This is a genomic window from Spiroplasma endosymbiont of Nomada rufipes (assembly GCF_964277355.1).
In the GTDB taxonomy this organism is placed as follows: Bacteria; Bacillota_I; Bacilli_A; order Mycoplasmatales; family VBWQ01; genus Spiroplasma_E.
In genome coordinates, this window is record NZ_OZ195517.1 from 1,099,559 (window position 1) to 1,119,387 (window position 19,829).

The window sequence follows — 19,829 nt, forward strand, 5'->3', positions numbered from 1 at the left end:
CTAACATTTTTTATTTATGATTAAATAACAATAAAAAAAAGTTATTGTTTAACACCCATTTTTTTCATTTCTTCATATAACCTATTATTATTTCTATTATTTCATGTACCAAATTGATGATTAAAAGAAGTAAGCAAAGGATAAGAAAACCCAAGTTCTACTAATTTTTTAATACATTTAAAATAATCTCCTTTTAATGGTAAAACAACTTCAGTAACTTTCTGTTTTCATGGTTGTTTATATTGAATACCACTATAAATATCATTTAATTCAGGAACAATAAAAGCATAAATTCCACCAACACCAACTTCCATAAAATTATGTTTATTTGGATGAGGATATTCAAAAATTTTAATATGCAAAACCAAATGTTCTAGTAAATTACAATAAACTAATCGATCAGCATATTGATATGCAAATTGTGACTTTTAAGCTCATTTGGAAGTAGATAACAAAATTGCTTTATCTTCATCAATATGATGAATATATAAACCTTCTTTTCCCCTTGTTATTCCTTGTGATTTCTTAGACATTGTTGCATCTGAAAAATAATTTTTTCAAATACATCCATATTTATTTTTTAAAAAATTACAAACATTTTCATAATTCATTGTTAATAATTTTTATACTTCTGACATGCTTACCCCATACTATACTGCTTTATTTTTATGATAATAATGAAAATCAAGTTTTCTTTTTTATTACCCAAAATAATATAAATTAATCTTTAACAAAAGCTAAGACAAAACTAAAACTACCATGTAATAAAAAATGATAATCATCTTCAATAGCATTAACATTAATATGAACATCATCAAATGTTTTAATAGATTCTAATAAAGTATGACCTTCTACATTAACAATATAGTCACTATCTTGTTTTGCTGTTGCAACAATAGCATTAATTTTACTTTCAATTAATGATAAACAACGTAAAGCAATTGCTTCACCAAAAGTAGTGGTATTAATTTTAATTTTTTCTTCTTGCTTATCAATATTAACATTACTAATGTCTTTAGCTTTTGATACTAATTTTACACAAGCATTAAAACTACCTTTTAAAAAATTACTATTATTTGAAGCAGATACATTAACAGCAAGTGATTCAAATTTATCAATTTTAGCATACATATCATTATGATTAACAATTGTTATTTTATAATCGGTTCCATTTTCTGGTTTTTTTCCTTCTGGAACTAATTTATTAATTTCAGTTTGTACTTTAGTTTTAAATTTAATTAAAGCTGTATTATAAATATCTTTATTTAATTCAACAGGAGCATTAGTAACTTCCATATTAATATTACTAATATCAACATATTTTTGATTTGCATAATTTACCTTATCACATGCAATAAGTGGTAAAGAAATAATGCTCGTTAAAAACATCGTTTTAAATACTTTTAATATTTTTCTCATAGTTTTTCACCTATTATTCTCTCGAAAAAACTAATCTTCTTAGTTTTAACTTTATATTTCTTAATTATTTTTGATTATTAACTTATTATTATTTTGTTTTCTTGAATATTTTTTATAACTATTTGTTCCAATAAAAATATAGTAAATTAAAATATTAATAGAACCTATTAATACTGATATTAAACCAAAATATAACAATAGGCTAACTTTAAAAGAAGAAAAAGAAAATATAATTCCTAAAGTAATTAAAAAAAAGCCAGTAAATTAATAAACTTTCAAGTATTAAATTTAAAGTGTTTTTTTGCCATAATTTTGCTCTTAATAATATATTTTGTATAATTATATCATTTTCACAAAAAAAGCAAAATTTTTAATTATTAAATAATAATCGTTATAAACTAATAATATGAACAGCAAAACTAATTGCTTCTTCATATTTATTAAAAAGAAAAAATAAACGTTTATTTTGAAAATTAATTTCAATACCAATATATTTTTGTTTATTTTTTATATAATTATTTTTTTCTCAAAAAAATGTAATACTTTTAACATTAACTAATGGTATTATTTGTAGTTCAAAAGAATCAATAAAATAAAGATTATTTCGTGAAATTAACAAGTCTATTTGATTTAAAGGTGTAAAATCTGATGATTTGATAAGATTAATGTCTTTAATTTTATAACGTAAAAATAATTTTTTGGCATCACTATATTCAGTTTTTAAAATAATATTTTGGCCAAAAATCTTATTAAAATCTTCATACTTTCCCAAAATGACTTTGTCACTATAATAAATATCTTCTTTAATTTTTTCTATTGAAACTGGTAATTCTTTAGTATTTATTTTTTTTAATTTTAAGTATTTATATAAAGTATTTATATCTTTAGTAATTTTTAATATTTTCTTTTGTTTATTTTTTTTAATTAATAAAATTAGTGCAATTAATAAAATCAATATTGTTGTGCATGCAATAATAATTAAAATTATTCATCAATTCATAGTATTATCTCCTTTTTTAATACTGTTATCTAATTATTATCTAATAATTTTATCATTAAAACTATTAAAAATAGTTGATGGTTTATTTGTTAAAATCTCACCTGCTACTCTATACCTTAAGTTAGGCAAGTTTATATTATGATAATCGTTAATTGGTTGTTCATTACTTAAATTACAACTTGTAGCTACTAAAGGCCCTGTTAATTTAATTAATTTTTGAATAAAATGTGAAGCACTAACTCTAATTGCTATTGTCTTTTTATTTATTCAATATGATGTGTTTAAACTAGGTTGTTTTAAAACTATAACAGTAACTTTACCAGCACTAAAATTATTTATTAAAAATGACTGTAATTGATCGCTAATTATACCAATGCTTTTAGCTTGTTCTCAACTAGCAACTAAAATTGGCAGTTCTTTAGTATAATCACGTTTTTTTATTTGATAAATTTTATTAATAGCTTTGTCATCATTAAATTTACAAACAAGACCATAAATTGTATCTGTTGGTAAAGCAACCACTTCGCCATTAGCAATGATTTGACTAATTTCTTTAATTTTATTTTGCTGTAAAGTTATCATGAAAACACCACTATAAATTTTAACTAAATTATACACCTATTATTTTAAATATAATAGTTGTTTCAAAATAATGAATAAAAAACTTATAAATGATATTTGTGATTTAAAATAAACCTTAAAATTACTAATTAAAGATTGGAAAATCATTCATTAATGGTTTAATAAACATCTTAATTTAATATAGATTAATATTTATATTAGATTTTTATTAAATTAAATATAGAAGGAGAATCAAAAAATATGCCCAAAAGAAAAATAGGAATACAACATACTAATGAAGAAATTGAAAAAATAAGAAAAGAAATTGAAGATAATGATAATAAACCATTTATAATAGAAACAATTTGTATTCAAAATATCATTGAAAAAACAATTGATAAAAAATTTAATAATAATGATTTTACAAAAATGATTTTTCTCAATAAAGAATTAGATAGCACTATGCTAAATTGTAAAGGTAAGTGCAACTAAATTATTTTTCTATCCAAATATTCGATTGGTGAAAGATAATTTAATATTTTTCTCGGTCTTTGATTTAAAGACAATATAAATTTATGAACTTCATTTTTATTAGTTTTTGAAAAAATAAATTTTTTAGGAAATTTTTCTCTAATTAAACCATTAGTATTTTCATTAGTACCTCTTTGTCAAGGTGAATATGGATTGGCAAAATAAATTTTTACATCTAAATTTTTTTCAAGTTGTTGTCAATTTGAAAATTCTTTGCCACGATCAAAAGTAATAGTTTTAACAATGTTTTTAGGAAGAATTGATAAATAATAACTGACATTTTTATTAATAACTTTAGTAGTTCTGTTTTTAACTAATATTGCTAAAGTAAATCGTGATACTCTTTCAACTAAAGTTATTAAACATGATTTGCTTTTACCTCGTGATGATACTATAGTATCTCCTTCTCAATGACCAAGTGTTATACGATCATTAACATTTATATCTCGTTCTTTAATTGATTTACCATTAAACTTGCCACGATTCTCTTGAGATTTTCGTTTTTTACATTTTCTTCTTAAATTTTTACTAGTAACTTTATCAAGCATTCCAAAATAAATTCAAGTATAAATTGTTTTAAAACTAATAACTCACTCTTTATGAAAATTTTTAATTCTGCCATAAATTTGTTCAGGTGATCAACCTAATAGTAATTTTTGTTGTACATATTTTACTAAATTCTTATTTTTAAACTTATGAAAACTAATATGTGATTGTTTTCGATTTTCAGCTTTATTTTGTGCAATTAATGAAAAATAATGATTATTATCTTTATTTCTATTAATTTCTCGAATAATAGTACTAATACTTCGATTAAGATTTTTAGCTATTTCACTAATTTTAAATTTAAATTTCAATTGATTCTCAATATAAATCCTTTCATCTATGCCAAGATGTTTATAACTCATATAAAAACTCCTTACTTTTTTCTAAACTAAATTTAGCATTATGAAATTTTTATATGAGAATTTTTTGCAATTTTATTTACTTGCACTTACAAGTATAATTCAGCGTTATAATGCTTGCCAAATAAATAGCATTCTTCATTTATTATTAATATCTTTAATAAATTTGTAATTATATTGTGGTAAATACTTTTTAATAAGAATAGTTAGTGCTTCTTTTTGATCAAAACCAAATTCAAATGCTAATAAAAAAGATTTTTCTAAAACTGCATGACATTGTTGAAAAATTACTTCATAAAAATATAATCCTTTATGATCAGCAAATAAAGCTAATTTTGGTTCATATTGTAAATTATGTTTTGAAAAAGTATTTGCTGTCTCATCAATATATGGTGGATTTGAAACAATAATATTAAATTTATGATTTTTAAGATTTGTAAATATATCGCTTTCAAAAAAATTAATATTTTTTAGGTTAAAATTATCATTATTAATCTTAGCAATAGTTAATGCATCTTTGCTAATATCACTTGCTACTATATTTCAATTAGGTTTCTTTAACGATAAACTAATAGCAATAGCACCACTGCCTGTCCCTAAATCTAATACTTTTAAATTATCATTATTAAAAATGTTTTGCGCATAGACAAAAACATTTTTAACTAGTTCTTCGGTTTCATTACGAGGAATTAATACTCTATTATCAACAACAAACTTATGATCAAGAAATCATTGATAACCAATAATATATTGTAAAGGATAGCCAGCAACAAATTTTTTAACTAGTTGTAAATATGATTCTAAAAAATCTATTGCTATTGTTTGACTAAGATTTGCATATAATCAAGATAAATCTTTATTAATAAACTTTAATAAAATTATCTTATTAATTTGTTCATTTTTTTTATTAATTTTTTTTGCTAATAAAAGATAATCTCTATAAGTCATTAATTTATACTCCAAAAATAAATATTTTATTGAAAATTAACAGATGAATTATTATTTCTTGAAGTTTTTTTTATTAAATTATTAACAACGAGAATTAAAACAATAATACTAAAAATAAATAAAAAACTAATTGTTAATAAACAAATAATTGGAAAAAGAATAATGTAACTACAAATACTAATAATAAAACCAAAATTATTAATATTATTACCATTAATATTTCGTAAAAATTCTAAATTTTTTCATAATAAATAATGAAAAATTAAACTAGATGCACTAGCAAATCATAATGTTAAAACTAAAAATAAAATGTGAATAATACCACTACTAAAAGTTAATGTAATAAACGTTCCTAATGCCACATATAAAAAAATAACTGATATTAAAAACAAAATTTTTGTTCTAGAGTCTAAAATCTTAAAATCCATAATAATTTCTTCCTTTTTTACTTTAATAATGTAATATTTTCATAAATATTTTCTAATTTTTCTTTTTGTTCACTACTAATTAAAGCAATAATAATTTCATCAATATTACCTTCCATAATACGATCTAACTTTAATAAAGATAATCCAATTCGATGATCGGTTACTCTATTTTGTGGATAATTGTATGTTCTAATTTTTTCTGAACGATCACCGCTACCAACAGCTGTTTTTCTTAAATTACCAATTCTTCCCTGTTCTTCTTCAACTTTTTTTTCATAAAGTTTAGCTCTTAATACCCGCATTGCTTTATCTTTATTATCATGTTGACTTCGTCCGTCCTGTGAAGTTACAACAACACCTGTTGGAATATGAGTAATTCTAATTGCTGAATCGGTAGTATTAACATGTTGACCACCAGCACCACTAGAACGATAAGTATCAATTCTTAAATCATAATTATTTATTTTAATTTCAACTTCATTAACTTCTGGCAATACAGCAACCGTTGCAATTGAAGTATGAACTCGTCCTTGTGATTCGGTTTTTGGAACTCTCTGAACACGATGTCCACCAGCTTCAAACTTTAATTTAGCAAATACATGTTTACCTTTAATCATAAAAGCAATATAACTAAATCCACCATTTATTGCTTCTTTTGCTTCAATAGTTTCAATTGTTCATCGTTGAATTTCACAATACTTACTATACATACGATATAAATCACCAGCAAAAATATTTGCTTCACCGCCACCAACAGCTCCTCTAATTTCAATAATAACATTTTTATCATCATTTATATCTTTAGGAATTAGTGTTAGTTTTAATTCATTTTCTGCTTTTTCTAATTCAATTTCATTTGCTTTAATATCTGTTTTAAGCATTTCACAAAGTTCTTGATCCTGTTCGGTTGCTAATGCCTTTTTTGCTTCAATAATTTCTTTGTTAATTTTTTCATATTTTCAATATTGTTCAATAATTGGTTCTAATCTACTATGTTCTTTTGTTAATTCAGTGTATTTATCACGAGGAATTAATTCGGGATTTTCTAATTGCTTTTCAATTTCACTATATTTTTTAGTAAGTTGCATTAACTGTTCTAATGTTTTTTCATTCATAATATCACACCTGATTTATCTATTCTGATTATTTGTTAAGACACGATGATGACTACGACATCGAGCTTCATATTTTTCTTGCGCACCAATTAAAATAATTTCATCATCATATCTAGCTTCCTGGCCATTAATAATACGTTGTGTTCTTGTTGCGGCTTTACCACATTTTACACAAACAGCATCTAATTTAGTTACAAATTCTGCTAAAGCTAATAATTCTTTAGTAACAGGAAATGGTTCACCACGAAAATCTTGATCTAAACCCGCAACAATAACTTGCTTATTTTGATTTGCTAATGTTTTAATCACTTCAATAATTGATGGTTTAAAAAATTGTACTTCATCAATTGCAACTGCTTCTATTTCTTTATCTACATGTTTTAATATTTGCATTGGATCATCAATTACTATCGCTGTGATAGATACTCCTTTATGACTTACTACTTTTTTAGCATCATAACGAATATCAACCTTGGGTTTAAAAACTAGCACTTTGCGTTTAGCATACTGTAAACGATTTATACGTCGCATAAACTCTTCGGTTTTTCCAGCAAACATACAACCAGTAATTACTTCAATTCATCCCTCATTATAACGACTATACATTTATATCCAACTCCATCTCTAATTTTAATTGTTTGTTAATTCTGGTGATTTACTAGCAATTTTATCTAAACTATCAATCAATTTTTCAACTTCATTAATATTTTGTAAATATGCACCAGCTGCTGTCTGATGACCACCACCACCAAACTTTGCAATAGCATCATTAATTATTCATCTTGCACTACGAACACTAACTTTAATTTTACTATTTATTTGATCATAAGCAGCAATTAATAAAATTTTAATACCATCAATATTTGACATTACATTAACTTGGCTAGTTAAATCTTCTCTAGTTAAAACAACTTCGCCTTTAATATTTAATATTTTATTTTGACTAATAATTTTTGTTTGTAAGTCAGTAATTATTTTATCGTTAAATATTATATAAGCAACACCATTATCAGTAATTTTAAAATTTGATAATATATATCCTTTCAATCTTGCGATTTTTAAACTTTGAATATGCTAAATTGTAAAGGTAAGTGCAACTAAATTATTTTTCTATCCAAATATTCGATTGGTGAAAGATAATTTAATATTTTTCTCGGTCTTTGATTTAAAGACAATATAAATTTATGAACTTCATTTTTATTAGTTTTTGAAAAAATAAATTTTTTAGGAAATTTTTCTCTAATTAAACCATTAGTATTTTCATTAGTACCTCTTTGTCAAGGTGAATATGGATTGGCAAAATAAATTTTTACATCTAAATTTTTTTCAAGTTGTTGTCAATTTGAAAATTCTTTGCCACGATCAAAAGTAATAGTTTTAACAATGTTTTTAGGAAGAATTGATAAATAATAACTGACATTTTTATTAATAACTTTAGTAGTTCTGTTTTTAACTAATATTGCTAAAGTAAATCGTGATACTCTTTCAACTAAAGTTATTAAACATGATTTGCTTTTACCTCGTGATGATACTATAGTATATCCTTCTCAATGACCAAGTTTTATACGATCATTAACATTTATATCTCGTTCTTTAATTGATTTACCATTAAACTTGCCACGATTTTCTTTAGATTTTCGTTTTTTACCTTTTCTTCTTAAATTTTTACTAGTAACTTTATCAAGCATTCCAAAATAAATTCAACTATAAATTGTTTTAAAACTAATAACTCACTCTTTATGAAAATTTTTAATTCTGCCATAAATTTGTTCAGGTGATCAACCTAATAGTAATTTTTGTTGTACATATTTTACTAAATTCTTATTTTTAAACTTATGAAAACTAATATGTGATTGTTTTCGATTTTCAGCTTTATTTTGTGCAATTAATGAAAAATAATGATTATTATCTTTATTTCTATTAATTTCTCGAATAATAGTACTAATACTTCGATTAAGATTTTTAGCTATTTCACTAATTTTAAATTTAAATTTAAATTGATTCTCAATATAAATCCTTTCATCTATGCCAAGATGTTTATAACTCATATAAAAACTCCTTACTTTTTTCTAAACTAAATTTAGCATTATGAAATTTTTATATGAGAATTTTTTGCAATTTTATTTACTTGCACTTACAAGTATAATTCAGCAAAAGATTAAAATTGGGAAAATAATTATTTTTTAATTGCGAATTTATAATAAAAAGGAGTTGTTGCCCTCATTGGTAGTCACTTTCTATTTTAAAAGTATCATCCAAGGCAAAACTAATATCACTATAATAATTAAATTGTAATTTAAATCAATTATCACTAAGAAAACTATTCAAATTACTTTTAAAAGTATTTGAATATAAAGACACCTGATATTCATAAGTAATAAAAGAAAATATTTTTTGAGTAATGTTACTAATTTCTGAAGTTATATTTGGAAATAATTGACTGTCAACTTTAATATTAAGTAAACAAATGAAATTAAAATAATTGGTTTCAAACTTATCAAAATCGATAGCAAACTCTTTAGCAATTATTAATCTAAAATGTTCGACTTCTTTTTTTATACTTAAGTTTAAATTAAATTCAATTTGTTCATCTTTTTCAAGAAAAAAATTAAGTTTAATTTTTCTTACATGAATTGTTAAAAATCATATTAGTTGATCATCATAATATTTTTTATAACCGATATTGATCATTATAATTTCTATTTTTTTGTATATATAGGTTAGGACTTTATCATTAGTTAAGAGAATTTTTTTATCTTTACTAATAAGTTTTATAATAATAATAGCGGTTATAAATCTTAAATGTCATTCATAACCATCTAATTGAAACCCTTTATTATGTTCAAATTTTAATTTTAATCTTAAATTTTGTTCAAAGAAAAAGTTATTCAAGTAAATAATGTCTTTTTTTAAAAAAAAACTTATTTGTGTTACTTATATTGATAAGTCACTCACTACTTAAATATTTTTTTTGTCATACACATATTAAGAACAAATTACTCATTATAACAAAATGATATTCATGGGATATGTTGATAAACTGTGTAAGCAAAGTATTTATTGCTATTATTTCATTGTCACCATTAATTACAAAGTAATCTTGCTTTCTGGAAATATTACAATTACTAATTTTTATTAACATTGTATTAATAAAAGTAATATTTCTTTGTAAAGTTCGAAATGTAACATTAAATTTTTCCATTAGAAATGCTATATTAACCGAACAAGAATACTGAAAATATTTTAATATTTCAATGATACGCCACATTAAAACTGCCCCCGTTATCCTAATTGAAAGATTAAATGAGATTTTCCTTTTCAAAAAATAAAATAGTCACCTTTTGAGTGACAAAATTATTGTTCTTAAATTATTTTTATATGTTATAATGCTTGCCAAATAAATAGCATTCTTCATTTATTATTAATATCTTTAATAAATTTGTAATTATATTGTGGTAAATACTTTTTAATAAGAATAGTTAGTGCTTCTTTTTGATCAAAACCAAATTCAAATGCTAATAAAAAAGATTTTTCTAAAACTGCATGACATTGTTGAAAAATTACTTCATAAAAATATAATCCTTTATGATCAGCAAATAAAGCTAATTTTGGTTCATATTGTAAATTATGTTTTGAAAAAGTATTTGCTGTCTCATCAATATATGTTGGATTTGAAACAATAATATTAAATTTATGATTTTTAAGATTTGTAAATATATCGCTTTCAACAAAATTAATATTTTTTTGGTTAAAATTATCATTATTAATCTTAGCAATAGTTAATGCATCTTTGCTAATATCACTTGCTACTATATTTCAATTAGGTTTCTTTAACGCTAAACTAATAGCAATAGCACCACTGCCTGTCCCTAAATCTAATACTTTTAAATTATCATTATTAAAAATGTTTTGCGCATAGACAAAAACATTTTTAACTAGTTCTTCGGTTTCATTACGAGGAATTAATACTCTATTATCAACAACAAACTTATGATCAAGAAATCATTGATAACCAATAATATATTATAAAGGATAGCCAGCAACAAATTTTTTAACTAGTTGTAAATATGATTCTAAAAAATCTATTGCTATTATTTGACTAAGATTTGCATATAATCAAGATAAATCTTTATTAATAAACTTTAATAAAATTTTCTTATTAATTTGTTCATTTTTTTTATTAATTTTTTTTGCTAATAAAAGATAATCTCTATAAGTCATTAATTTATACTCCAAAAATAAATATTTTATTGAAAATTAACAGATGAATTATTATTTCTTGAAGTTTTTTTTATTAAATTATTAACAACGAGAATTAAAACAATAATACTAAAAATAAATAAAAAACTAATTGTTAATAAACAAATAATTGGAAAAAGAATAATGTAACTACAAATACTAATAATAAAACCAAAATTATTAATATTATTACCATTAATATTTCGTAAAAATTCTAAATTTTTTCATAATAAATAATGAAAAATTAAACTAGATTCACTAGCAAATCATAATGTTAAAACTAAAAATAAAATGTGAATAATACCACTACTAAAAGTTAATGTAATAAACGTTCCTAATGCCGCATATAAAAAAATAACTGATATTAAAAACAAAATTTTTGTTCTAGAGTCTAAAATCTTAAAATCCATAATAATTTCTTCTTTTTTTACTTTAATACTGTAATATTTTCATCAATATTTTCTAATTTTTCTTTTTGTTCACTACTAATTAAAGCAATAATAATTTCATCAATATTACCTTCCATAATACGATCTAACTTTAATAAAGATAATCCAATTCGATGATCGGTTACTCTATTTTGTGGATAATTGTATGTTCTAATTTTTTCTGAACAATCACCGCTACCAACAGCTGTTTTTCTTAAATTACCAATTCTTCCTTGTTCTTCTTCAACTTTTTTTTCATAAAGTTTAGCTCTTAATACCCGCATTGCTTTATCTTTATTATCATGTTGACTTCGTCCGTCCTGTGAAGTTACAACAACACCTGTTTGAATATGAGTAATTCTAATTGCTGAATCGGTAGTATTAACATGTTGACCACCAGCACCACTAGAACGATAAGTATCAATTCTTAAATCAGAATTATTTATTTTAATTTCAACTTCATTAACTTCTGGCAATACAGCAACCGTTGCAATTGAAGTATGAACTCGTCCTTGTGATTCGGTTTTTGGAACTCTCTGAACACGATGTCCACCAGCTTCAAACTTTAATTTAGCAAATACATGTTTACCTTTAATCATAAAAGCAATATAACTAAATCCACCATTTATTGCTTCTTTTGCTTCAATAGTTTCAATTTTTCATCGTTGAATTTCACAATACTTACTATACATACGATATAAATCACCAGCAAAAATATTTGCTTCATCGCCACCAACAGCTCCTCTAATTTCAATAATAACATTTTTATCATCATTTATATCTTTAGGAATTAGTGTTAGTTTTAATTCATTTTCTGCTTTTTCTAATTCAATTTCATTTGCTTTAATATCTGTTTTAAGCATTTCACAAAGTTCTTGATCCTGTTCGGTTGCTAATGCCTTTTTTGCTTCAATAATTTCTTGGTTAATTTTTTCATATTTTCAATATTGTTCAATAATTGGTTCTAATCTACTATGTTCTTTTCTTAATTCAGTGTATTTATCACGAGGAATTAATTCGGGATTTTCTAATTGCTTTTCAATTTCACTATATTTTTTAGTAAGTTGCATTAACTGTTCTAATGTTTTTTCATTCATAATATCACACCTGATTTATCTATTCTGATTATTTGTTAAGACACGATGATGACTACGACATCGAGCTTCATATTGTTCTTGCGCACCAATTAAAATAATTTCATCATCATATCTAGCTTCCCGGCCATTAATAATACGTTGTGTTCTTGTTGCGGCTTTACCACATTTTACACAAACAGCATCTAATTTAGTTACAAATTCTGCTAAAGCTAATAATTCTTTAGTAACAGGAAATGGTTCACCACGAAAATCTTGATCTAAACCCGCAACAATAACTTGCTTATTTTGATTTGCTAATGTTTTAATCACTTCAATAATTGATGGTTTAAAAAATTGTACTTCATCAATTGCAACTGCTTCTATTTCTTTATCTACATGTTTTAATATTTGCATTGGATCATCAATTACTATCGCTGTGATAGATACTCCTTTATGACTTACTACTTTTTTAGCATCATAACGAATATCAACCTTGGGTTTAAAAACTAGCACTTTGCGTTTAGCATACTGTAAACGATTTATACGTCGCATAAACTCTTCGGTTTTTCCAGCAAACATACAACCAGTAATTACTTCAATTCATCCCTCATTATAACGACTATACATTTATATCCAACTCCATCTCTAATTTTAATTGTTTGTTAATTCTGGTGATTTACTAGCAATTTTATCTAAACTATCAATCAATTTTTCAACTTCATTAATATTTTGTAAATATGCACCAGCTGCTGTCTGATGACCACCACCACCAAACTTTGCAATAGCATCATTAATTATTCATCTTGCACTACGAACACTAACTTTAATTTTACTATTTATTTGATCATAAGCAGCAATTAATAAAATTTTAATACCATCAATATTTGACATTACATTAACTTGGCTAGTTAAATCTTCTCTAGTTAAAACAACTTCGCCTTTAATATTTAATATTTTATTTTGACTAATAATTTTTGTTTGTAAGTCAGTAATTATTTTATCGTTAAATATTATATAAGCAACACCATTATCAGTAATTTTAAAATTTGATAATATATATCCTTTCAATCTTGCGATTTTTAAACTTTGAATATATAAACTTTGATATAAGTCTAATAAATTAAAATTTTGTTTAACTAAAAAACTAGCAACCTGAAAAGTTTCTTCATTAACAGAGCGATACAAAAATCTACCAGAATCGGTAACTAAACCAAGAAATAAATTTCTAGCTGCTAAAGCAGAAACTTTTAAATTCAATACTTGTGCTCATTTTGCCACTACTTGGCAAGCAGCAGAAGCCTTTTCTTCAATTAAATCAATATCACCATATTTATCAACAATTGGATGATGATCAATTTTAATTATCTTTTTTCCTTCTTCTCAAAATTGACCACTAATTCGTTCGCGATTAGCTGTATCAGTGACTATTACTAGTGCATTTTCATAATCTTCTTTTTTAACAAAAGTTGGTTGTGGAAATAATGATGCCATATGTTCATTTGTTTCGCCTGGAACAAGTACTTTTTTATTTTGAAAATTATCTTCAATAATTTTTTTTAATCCTCATTGTGAACCCAAAGCATCTCCATCAGGATTAATATGACGATGAATAATAATTGGATTACTGATTTTTATTAATTCATAAATTGCTTGTGCTTCTTTTTTAAACTTATTCATATTATATATCCTTTCTATCATGTACCAATTAATTGCTTTGTTTCATCATCAAAAACAAAAATTGAATTTTTAGTAATACTAATTCAACCAACAGTTCCCACTTCTAAATTATCATTATTATTTGTTAAAACTTCAAATTGTTCTGATTTAGTAGTTTCAACCAATAAATATGCTTTTTTATCATCAACTTTAGTAATATTTTTAATAACACCATTAATAATAATTGAATTTTTTAAAAAAGTAAATCTTGGTTTCTTTGCACTAAACAAAATGGCATTTGATTTAAAAGCAATAGTAGAAGCAGTTTTAACATCAAACTTACCTAAATTTACATTATAAAAATATAAATTATGAGCATTTCATTCTCCCTTTGCAATATTAATATGCTGTTCATTTATTTCTTTCAATAAATTTAAAGATAATGGTTTATCAGTGATTTCACTAACATTTCCTTGTTGAATAATTATTTCATTTTCAATAACAGTAACATTAGTCGCAAATAAATTAATATCAACTTGATTATTAGTTGTAAAAATAATAATTATTTTCAAAAATTTTTGTAATTTTTTAATTCAATTTGCTAATTGTTCTTTATTATCAACATTTAAAAGTTCAAATGGGTTATGCAAAATTAAAATTTTAGTAGGTACAATTAATTGTTGAATGATTTTTATTATTTTTCGCTCTACTATTGTTAATTGTGTTAAACGTAGTGACAATAAATGACTTAGTTCTAAATGTTTAAATATCATAACAATATTTTCACTAATTAAATCACGGACATCAATTAACTGTGAATATAAAGTTTGTAATTGTTGTTGATATGTTTCTTTATCTTGTAACTGTGGATTTTTTAAAATTTTATCATGATAAATTTTAATTTCATCTTTAATATTTTTTAAAAGTAAATGCATTTCATCTGGTAAAAGTTGCATTGCCACAAAATCTTGTTTCATATTAAATTTAATTCTTTGTACTTCTGCTAAGTCAATTCACTGGTCTAAAATTTGATCAATTTGACTACGAGTACATTTAATTTGTTGATATGAAACTAAATGATTAAGTTCGCTATTAAAATTTTGATTATGATTGTTACAAGTTTTTAACGTAGTTCTAATTTCACTTCTAGTAGTACTAATCTCTCTATTTAAATAATTATTTATTTCTTTAATAACAAAACTAATTTCTCGTAGTTGAAATTCTCATTTTCTTTCTTTTGGTGGATTACATCCACAAAAACATGGTCCCACTAAACTTTCCAAACTAGAAATACGATCTTGCAAAGATTGTAAAAATAATAAGTTATTATTTGCAATAATATTTTTTTCTTCGGCAGTAAATTTTTTAATTAGAATATCTGTTAATTTTTCACTTCCAGCAAAATTAAATTTCTCTTGAGCAAAGTTTTTATGAAAATGATTAATTTGATATTGATATTCTTTAATAAAATTATTACGAGTGCTTTGTGTTTCATTAATAAAATTTTTAATAATATTAATTAATTTTTCTTTAAAATAACCACTGTCTAAATTTAAACCTGTATTTTTTAAGTTTTCAATATCAGTCTTAATTTTTTGATTAATATTGCTTATTTCTTGTAAAAAGGGTTTATTAGTAATTGCTGTTCTTGCTAAGTTACGTTGAATACTAAATAATTTATTTCAACTCTGTAAATGCATACTAACATAAGCCATTTTTCGTTCAAAACCAATACTATTATAAGTAACATCAATATCATCAATTAAAATTTTACCCTCCATAATAGCAGAAGAACCTGCTAGAGCATTAATTAATTTTTCAATATTATCTTCATCATTACTAAAAATTGCCAAGCAACTAGGATATTTTCCTTCAAAACTTCAATCTTTTACGGCTTTTTCAACGGATAAATTAATAATACTAAAATTAAAGTTACTAGTTTGCTCAGTATTATATCTAATACCTTTACTTATTACCAATTTATTAAAATCAGATGATTTTTCCATAAAACCATTCCCTACCTTAAAGTTTTTTATTTCATATACTATTAGAATTATATTCTATATTTATTGGGTTGTATACATACAATATTTTAACTTAATTAATGGTAAATATGTCTGTAAATAATTTTATTTTTAAAGTATAAAAAAAAAGAAACTATTATTAGTTTCTAGTTTAATTAAAATTATTTTTTAACTTGTTTAGTATCAGTTAGTTTTAGAACATCTTTTGCTGTTTCTAATACAATAGTTTTAGTATTTTGTGGTTTTGCTTTGTTTATTTCAACAGTTTTTGATTTTGTTTCAACTTGTTTGCTTGCTTTTGTATTAAAGCGTTCAACTCTTCCTTTTGCTGAAACAAATGATTGTTTTCCAGTATAAAATGGATGACAACTTGAACATGTATCAACACGGATTTCTTTACCCTTAGTTGAACCACTTATAAAATTATTGCTACATGTTATACATGTTACTTTAGTTTGAAAATACTCTGGATGGATGCTTGCTTTTGCCATGGTTTCACCTCACTTATAAAATTACTATTAATAAAAAGTACTTAAAAATAATATCATTAACAATATAAAAAAGCAAATAAATATTAATGATAGATAGAGTTTTTATTTTGATAGATTATATTGTAAAAATGTGTTCTAATTCAATTAACTAGAGTAAAATCTTTAAATGATAAAATATTTTCTAAATTATTTTTATAATGTTTAAATTATTTTATAGTAATAGGTTTACTATAATAATTATAAATCAAATTAATAATATTAACTAATTGAAAGTTAGTTAATTGATTACAACCAAAACCATTACGTTGTACCTTACTAACTAATTGTTGACAATAACTTTCAAGTTCACTAATAGTTCATAAACAAAGAAAAAGAATGCTTTTCTTGTTTTAATAAAATTATCACTATTAATTTACTGAGATTGTAAACCTTCAATTTGTGCTTGTAATTATTTAATTATCTTCATGTTCTTTTAATTGTTCCTGGTAATACATTATTGTTTCACTAAAATTTATTTGTAAATCAGTTTTCATCATCGTAATTGAAAATCACAATATTTGAAAGTATCTTGTAAATCCTAGATTTTTAACATTTGTGTTTTTGGATTTAATAAACTTAAATTAAAACCTTTAACTTCAAATCCTGCAACATAATACTCATAGTCACTTAATAATTGAGTTTTAATAAAATGTTCTTTTACTGCATAATCATAAGGAACTAGTAAGCTAGTGTTTTGTTTTTTCTTGGTATTTTCTGAAAGCAATTAAATATTTGATTCATAATAAAATAACTTCTTAGCCTCTTAAATGTCCCATCATTGGACAAATTAAAGATGCTACTAAAAATGAACCAAAAAGAAATATTGAAATTCGAATATATCATTGGAATGGTAGAGTTAAAAAGATTGCTGTAACTAAAATAATTCATACTATTTCCAATATGAATTCAATAATTGATATATTACGAAAGAATTTTAAACGAGTTCGACAAATGGCTTTTGGGATTAAATTTTGCATATTAATCCTTCTTTTCTTAATAAGAAATAAAATAAGGTTCTATTTAACCTTATTATTTGTAATAATTAATTTATAGTTGAAAGTAAGGCGAGATAAAGTGTTAAATTTAAATAAACTTGAAGATTACATAATTGCAATTTTACTAACTTTTGAAAATAAAAAAAACTCTATTAATAATTGAAATTCTGATTATTTAATTGAAAATATTATTGTTAATCAATTTTATAAATTTTTTAATGAAATAAATTTTCAAGATACCAATACTATGAATTTAAGAAGTATTATTGACTCAGAAATTAGTGGTATAGCTCAAAATGTAAGAAATTTTAACAAAAAGTTAGGTCTTAATTATGTAGAAGAAGATTTTCTTGATCAACACTATAAAAAACTTAATTTTCAACTTTTAAATAGGGATTTAATTAAACATTTATTTAATGAATGAATAGAAATAAATGCTTTTCTAAGTAATTTAAAATCAAATAAAACAAATGTAAGAGAGTTAGAATTTGGAAACAAAAATGAACAAATAGTTAATTACGCTAATAATATATACTCATTAAATGAAAGATTTCTTAAAAAAATAAATCAAGTGCTGAATTGCTAAATTGTAAAGGTAAGTGCAACTAAATTATTTTTCTATCCAAATATTCGATTGGTGAAAGATAATTTAATATTTTTCTCGGTCTTTGATTTAAAGACAATATAAATTTATGAACTTCATTTTTATTAGTTTTTGAAAAAATAAATTTTTTAGGAAATTTTTCTCTAATTAAACCATTAGTATTTTCATTAGTACCTCTTTGTCAAGGTGAATATGGATTGGCAAAATAAATTTTTACATCTAAATTTTTTTCAAGTTGTTGTCAATTTGAAAATTATTTGCCACGATCAAAAGTAATAGTTTTAACAATGTTTTTAGGAAGAATTGATAAATAATAACTGACATTTTTATTAATAACTTTAGTCGTTCTGTTTTTAACTAATATTGCTAAAGAAAATCGTGATACTCTTTCAATTAAAGTTATTAAACATGATTTGCTTTTACCTCGTGATGATACTATAGTATCTCCTTCTCAATGACCAAGTGTTATACGATCATTAACATTTATATCTCGTTCTTTAATTGATTTACCATTAAACTTGCCACGATTTTCTTTAGATTTTCGTTTTTTACCTTTTCTTCTTAAATTTTTACTAGTAACTTTATCAAGCATTCCAAAATAAATTCAAGTATAAATTGTTTTAAAAATAATAACTCACTCTTTATGAAAATTTTTAATTCTGCCATAAATTTGTTCAGGTGATCAACCTAATAGTAATTTTTGTTGTACATATTTTACTAAATTCTTATTTTTAAACTTATGAAAACTAATATGTGATTGTTTTCGATTTTCAGCTTTATTTTGTGCAATTAATGAAAAATAATGATTATTATCTTTATTTCTATTAATTTCTCGAATAATAGTACTAATACTTCGATTAAGATTTTTAGCTATTTCACTAATTTTAAATTTAAATTTCAATTGATTCTCAATATAAATCCTTTCATCTATGCCAAGATGTTTATAACTCATATAAAAACTCCTTACTTTTTTCTAAACTAAATTTAGCATTATGAAATTTTTATATGAGAATTTTTTGCAATTTTATTTACTTGCACTTACAAGCATAATTCAGCATTACTGATGATGATACAATAACAGCACTATCTGATTGAAAAGATACTAATGGTGAAGTTCGTGGTTTACTAAATGTCAATGGCACAATCTATGTTGGAACTAAAACAACACCTATTAATAATGCATATACAGGAAAGTTAATTAAAATTACAAAAGATGACACAATAACAATATTATCAAAATGAAATGTAAATAATGGTGAAATTTATAGTTTAACTAGTTAAACAAACGAAAGTATTTATATTGGAACCAAAACTGGTGATGGTCAAGGAGATTTATATAAAGTTAAAGAAGATGGTACAAGTACACTAGT

At 23.3% G+C, this 19,829-nt stretch carries 23 protein-coding genes; 2 read left to right on the top strand and 21 right to left on the bottom strand.

Features of this window, described 5'->3' with window-relative positions; genetic code table 4:
• Positions 1-41 precede the first annotated feature (41 nt).
• The 4 genes from ACICQF_RS06085 to ACICQF_RS06100 form a co-directional block, all read right to left on the bottom strand.
• Positions 42-314 (bottom strand): hypothetical protein, encoded by a 273-nt coding sequence (locus tag ACICQF_RS06085; RefSeq protein ID WP_342266426.1) that lies wholly within the window; start codon positions 312-314, stop codon positions 42-44.
• 406 nt (positions 315-720) lie between these two features.
• The gene (locus ACICQF_RS06090) at positions 721-1,419 is read right to left on the bottom strand and encodes a hypothetical protein (protein ID WP_395473159.1); all 699 of its coding nucleotides are present in this window, start codon (positions 1,417-1,419) and stop codon (positions 721-723) included.
• A gap of 391 nt (positions 1,420-1,810) precedes the next feature.
• On the bottom strand, positions 1,811-2,419 hold the full coding sequence (locus ACICQF_RS06095) for a hypothetical protein (RefSeq protein ID WP_395473161.1): 609 nt from the start codon (positions 2,417-2,419) through the stop codon (positions 1,811-1,813).
• 36 nt (positions 2,420-2,455) lie between these two features.
• Positions 2,456-3,001: an L-threonylcarbamoyladenylate synthase gene (locus ACICQF_RS06100; protein ID WP_338958325.1), complete on the bottom strand. Its 546-nt coding sequence runs from the start codon at positions 2,999-3,001 to the stop codon at positions 2,456-2,458.
• Between the two features lie 240 nt (positions 3,002-3,241).
• Here ACICQF_RS06100 and ACICQF_RS06105 point away from each other — a divergent pair, with 240 nt between their 5' ends.
• Positions 3,242-3,472, top strand: a complete 231-nt coding sequence (locus ACICQF_RS06105) for a hypothetical protein (RefSeq protein ID WP_395473163.1) — start codon at positions 3,242-3,244, stop codon at positions 3,470-3,472.
• Here ACICQF_RS06105 and ACICQF_RS06110 read toward each other — a convergent pair.
• The 16 genes from ACICQF_RS06110 to rpmE all read right to left on the bottom strand — a co-directional run bounded on the left by ACICQF_RS06110 (position 3,469) and on the right by rpmE (position 16,821).
• Positions 3,469-4,419: an IS30 family transposase gene (locus ACICQF_RS06110; RefSeq protein WP_395473164.1), complete on the bottom strand. Its 951-nt coding sequence runs from the start codon at positions 4,417-4,419 to the stop codon at positions 3,469-3,471. The genes ACICQF_RS06105 and ACICQF_RS06110 overlap by 4 nt on opposite strands.
• Before the next feature lie 105 nt (positions 4,420-4,524).
• On the bottom strand, positions 4,525-5,364 hold the full coding sequence (gene prmC, locus ACICQF_RS06115; protein WP_395473166.1) for a peptide chain release factor N(5)-glutamine methyltransferase: 840 nt from the start codon (positions 5,362-5,364) through the stop codon (positions 4,525-4,527).
• A gap of 26 nt (positions 5,365-5,390) precedes the next feature.
• A complete protein-coding gene (locus ACICQF_RS06120) occupies positions 5,391-5,792 on the bottom strand; it encodes a hypothetical protein (protein WP_395473167.1) in 402 nt (133 codons plus the stop codon).
• Positions 5,793-5,809: 17 nt separating this feature from the next.
• On the bottom strand, positions 5,810-6,907 hold the full coding sequence (gene prfA, locus ACICQF_RS06125) for a peptide chain release factor 1 (protein ID WP_395473169.1): 1,098 nt from the start codon (positions 6,905-6,907) through the stop codon (positions 5,810-5,812).
• Between the two features lie 15 nt (positions 6,908-6,922).
• Positions 6,923-7,513 carry a thymidine kinase gene (locus ACICQF_RS06130; protein ID WP_395473170.1) on the bottom strand — a complete coding sequence of 197 codons (591 nt, stop codon included), beginning with the start codon at positions 7,511-7,513 and terminating at the stop codon, positions 6,923-6,925.
• A 24-nt stretch (positions 7,514-7,537) separates the two neighbouring features.
• Entirely contained in the window at positions 7,538-7,954 is a 417-nt protein-coding gene (locus ACICQF_RS06135; RefSeq protein ID WP_395473171.1) for a DHH family phosphoesterase, read from the bottom strand.
• 50 nt (positions 7,955-8,004) lie between these two features.
• The gene (locus ACICQF_RS06140; RefSeq protein ID WP_395473172.1) at positions 8,005-8,955 is read right to left on the bottom strand and encodes an IS30 family transposase; all 951 of its coding nucleotides are present in this window, start codon (positions 8,953-8,955) and stop codon (positions 8,005-8,007) included.
• A gap of 76 nt (positions 8,956-9,031) precedes the next feature.
• Positions 9,032-9,598 (bottom strand): hypothetical protein, encoded by a 567-nt coding sequence (locus ACICQF_RS06145; protein ID WP_395473173.1) that lies wholly within the window; start codon positions 9,596-9,598, stop codon positions 9,032-9,034.
• Between the two features lie 690 nt (positions 9,599-10,288).
• Entirely contained in the window at positions 10,289-10,927 is a 639-nt protein-coding gene (gene prmC / locus ACICQF_RS06150) for a peptide chain release factor N(5)-glutamine methyltransferase (RefSeq protein WP_395473719.1), read from the bottom strand.
• Positions 10,928-10,930: 3 nt separating this feature from the next.
• Positions 10,931-11,128: a hypothetical protein gene (locus ACICQF_RS06155; RefSeq protein WP_395473174.1), complete on the bottom strand. Its 198-nt coding sequence runs from the start codon at positions 11,126-11,128 to the stop codon at positions 10,931-10,933.
• Positions 11,129-11,154: 26 nt separating this feature from the next.
• Entirely contained in the window at positions 11,155-11,556 is a 402-nt protein-coding gene (locus ACICQF_RS06160; protein ID WP_395473175.1) for a hypothetical protein, read from the bottom strand.
• 17 nt (positions 11,557-11,573) lie between these two features.
• Complete coding sequence (gene prfA, locus ACICQF_RS06165; RefSeq protein ID WP_395473176.1) at positions 11,574-12,671, bottom strand: peptide chain release factor 1; 1,098 nt, start codon at positions 12,669-12,671, stop codon at positions 11,574-11,576.
• Between the two features lie 15 nt (positions 12,672-12,686).
• Positions 12,687-13,277, bottom strand: coding sequence for a thymidine kinase (locus ACICQF_RS06170; protein WP_281749194.1), 591 nt, complete (start codon positions 13,275-13,277; stop codon positions 12,687-12,689).
• 24 nt (positions 13,278-13,301) lie between these two features.
• Positions 13,302-14,327, bottom strand: a complete 1,026-nt coding sequence (locus ACICQF_RS06175; RefSeq protein WP_395473177.1) for a DHH family phosphoesterase — start codon at positions 14,325-14,327, stop codon at positions 13,302-13,304.
• 14 nt (positions 14,328-14,341) lie between these two features.
• Positions 14,342-16,312 carry a hypothetical protein gene (locus ACICQF_RS06180; protein ID WP_395473178.1) on the bottom strand — a complete coding sequence of 657 codons (1,971 nt, stop codon included), beginning with the start codon at positions 16,310-16,312 and terminating at the stop codon, positions 14,342-14,344.
• A gap of 179 nt (positions 16,313-16,491) precedes the next feature.
• Positions 16,492-16,821 carry a 50S ribosomal protein L31 gene (rpmE, locus tag ACICQF_RS06185; RefSeq protein ID WP_368862541.1) on the bottom strand — a complete coding sequence of 110 codons (330 nt, stop codon included), beginning with the start codon at positions 16,819-16,821 and terminating at the stop codon, positions 16,492-16,494.
• 1,281 nt (positions 16,822-18,102) lie between these two features.
• On the opposite strand from rpmE, the gene ACICQF_RS06190 reads away from it, so the two are divergent.
• Positions 18,103-18,441 carry a hypothetical protein gene (locus ACICQF_RS06190; protein ID WP_395473180.1) on the top strand — a complete coding sequence of 113 codons (339 nt, stop codon included), beginning with the start codon at positions 18,103-18,105 and terminating at the stop codon, positions 18,439-18,441.
• A gap of 271 nt (positions 18,442-18,712) precedes the next feature.
• Here ACICQF_RS06190 and ACICQF_RS06195 read toward each other — a convergent pair whose 3' ends face one another.
• On the bottom strand, positions 18,713-19,411 hold the full coding sequence (locus ACICQF_RS06195) for an IS30 family transposase (RefSeq protein ID WP_395473182.1): 699 nt from the start codon (positions 19,409-19,411) through the stop codon (positions 18,713-18,715).
• Positions 19,412-19,829: the final 418 nt, after the last annotated feature.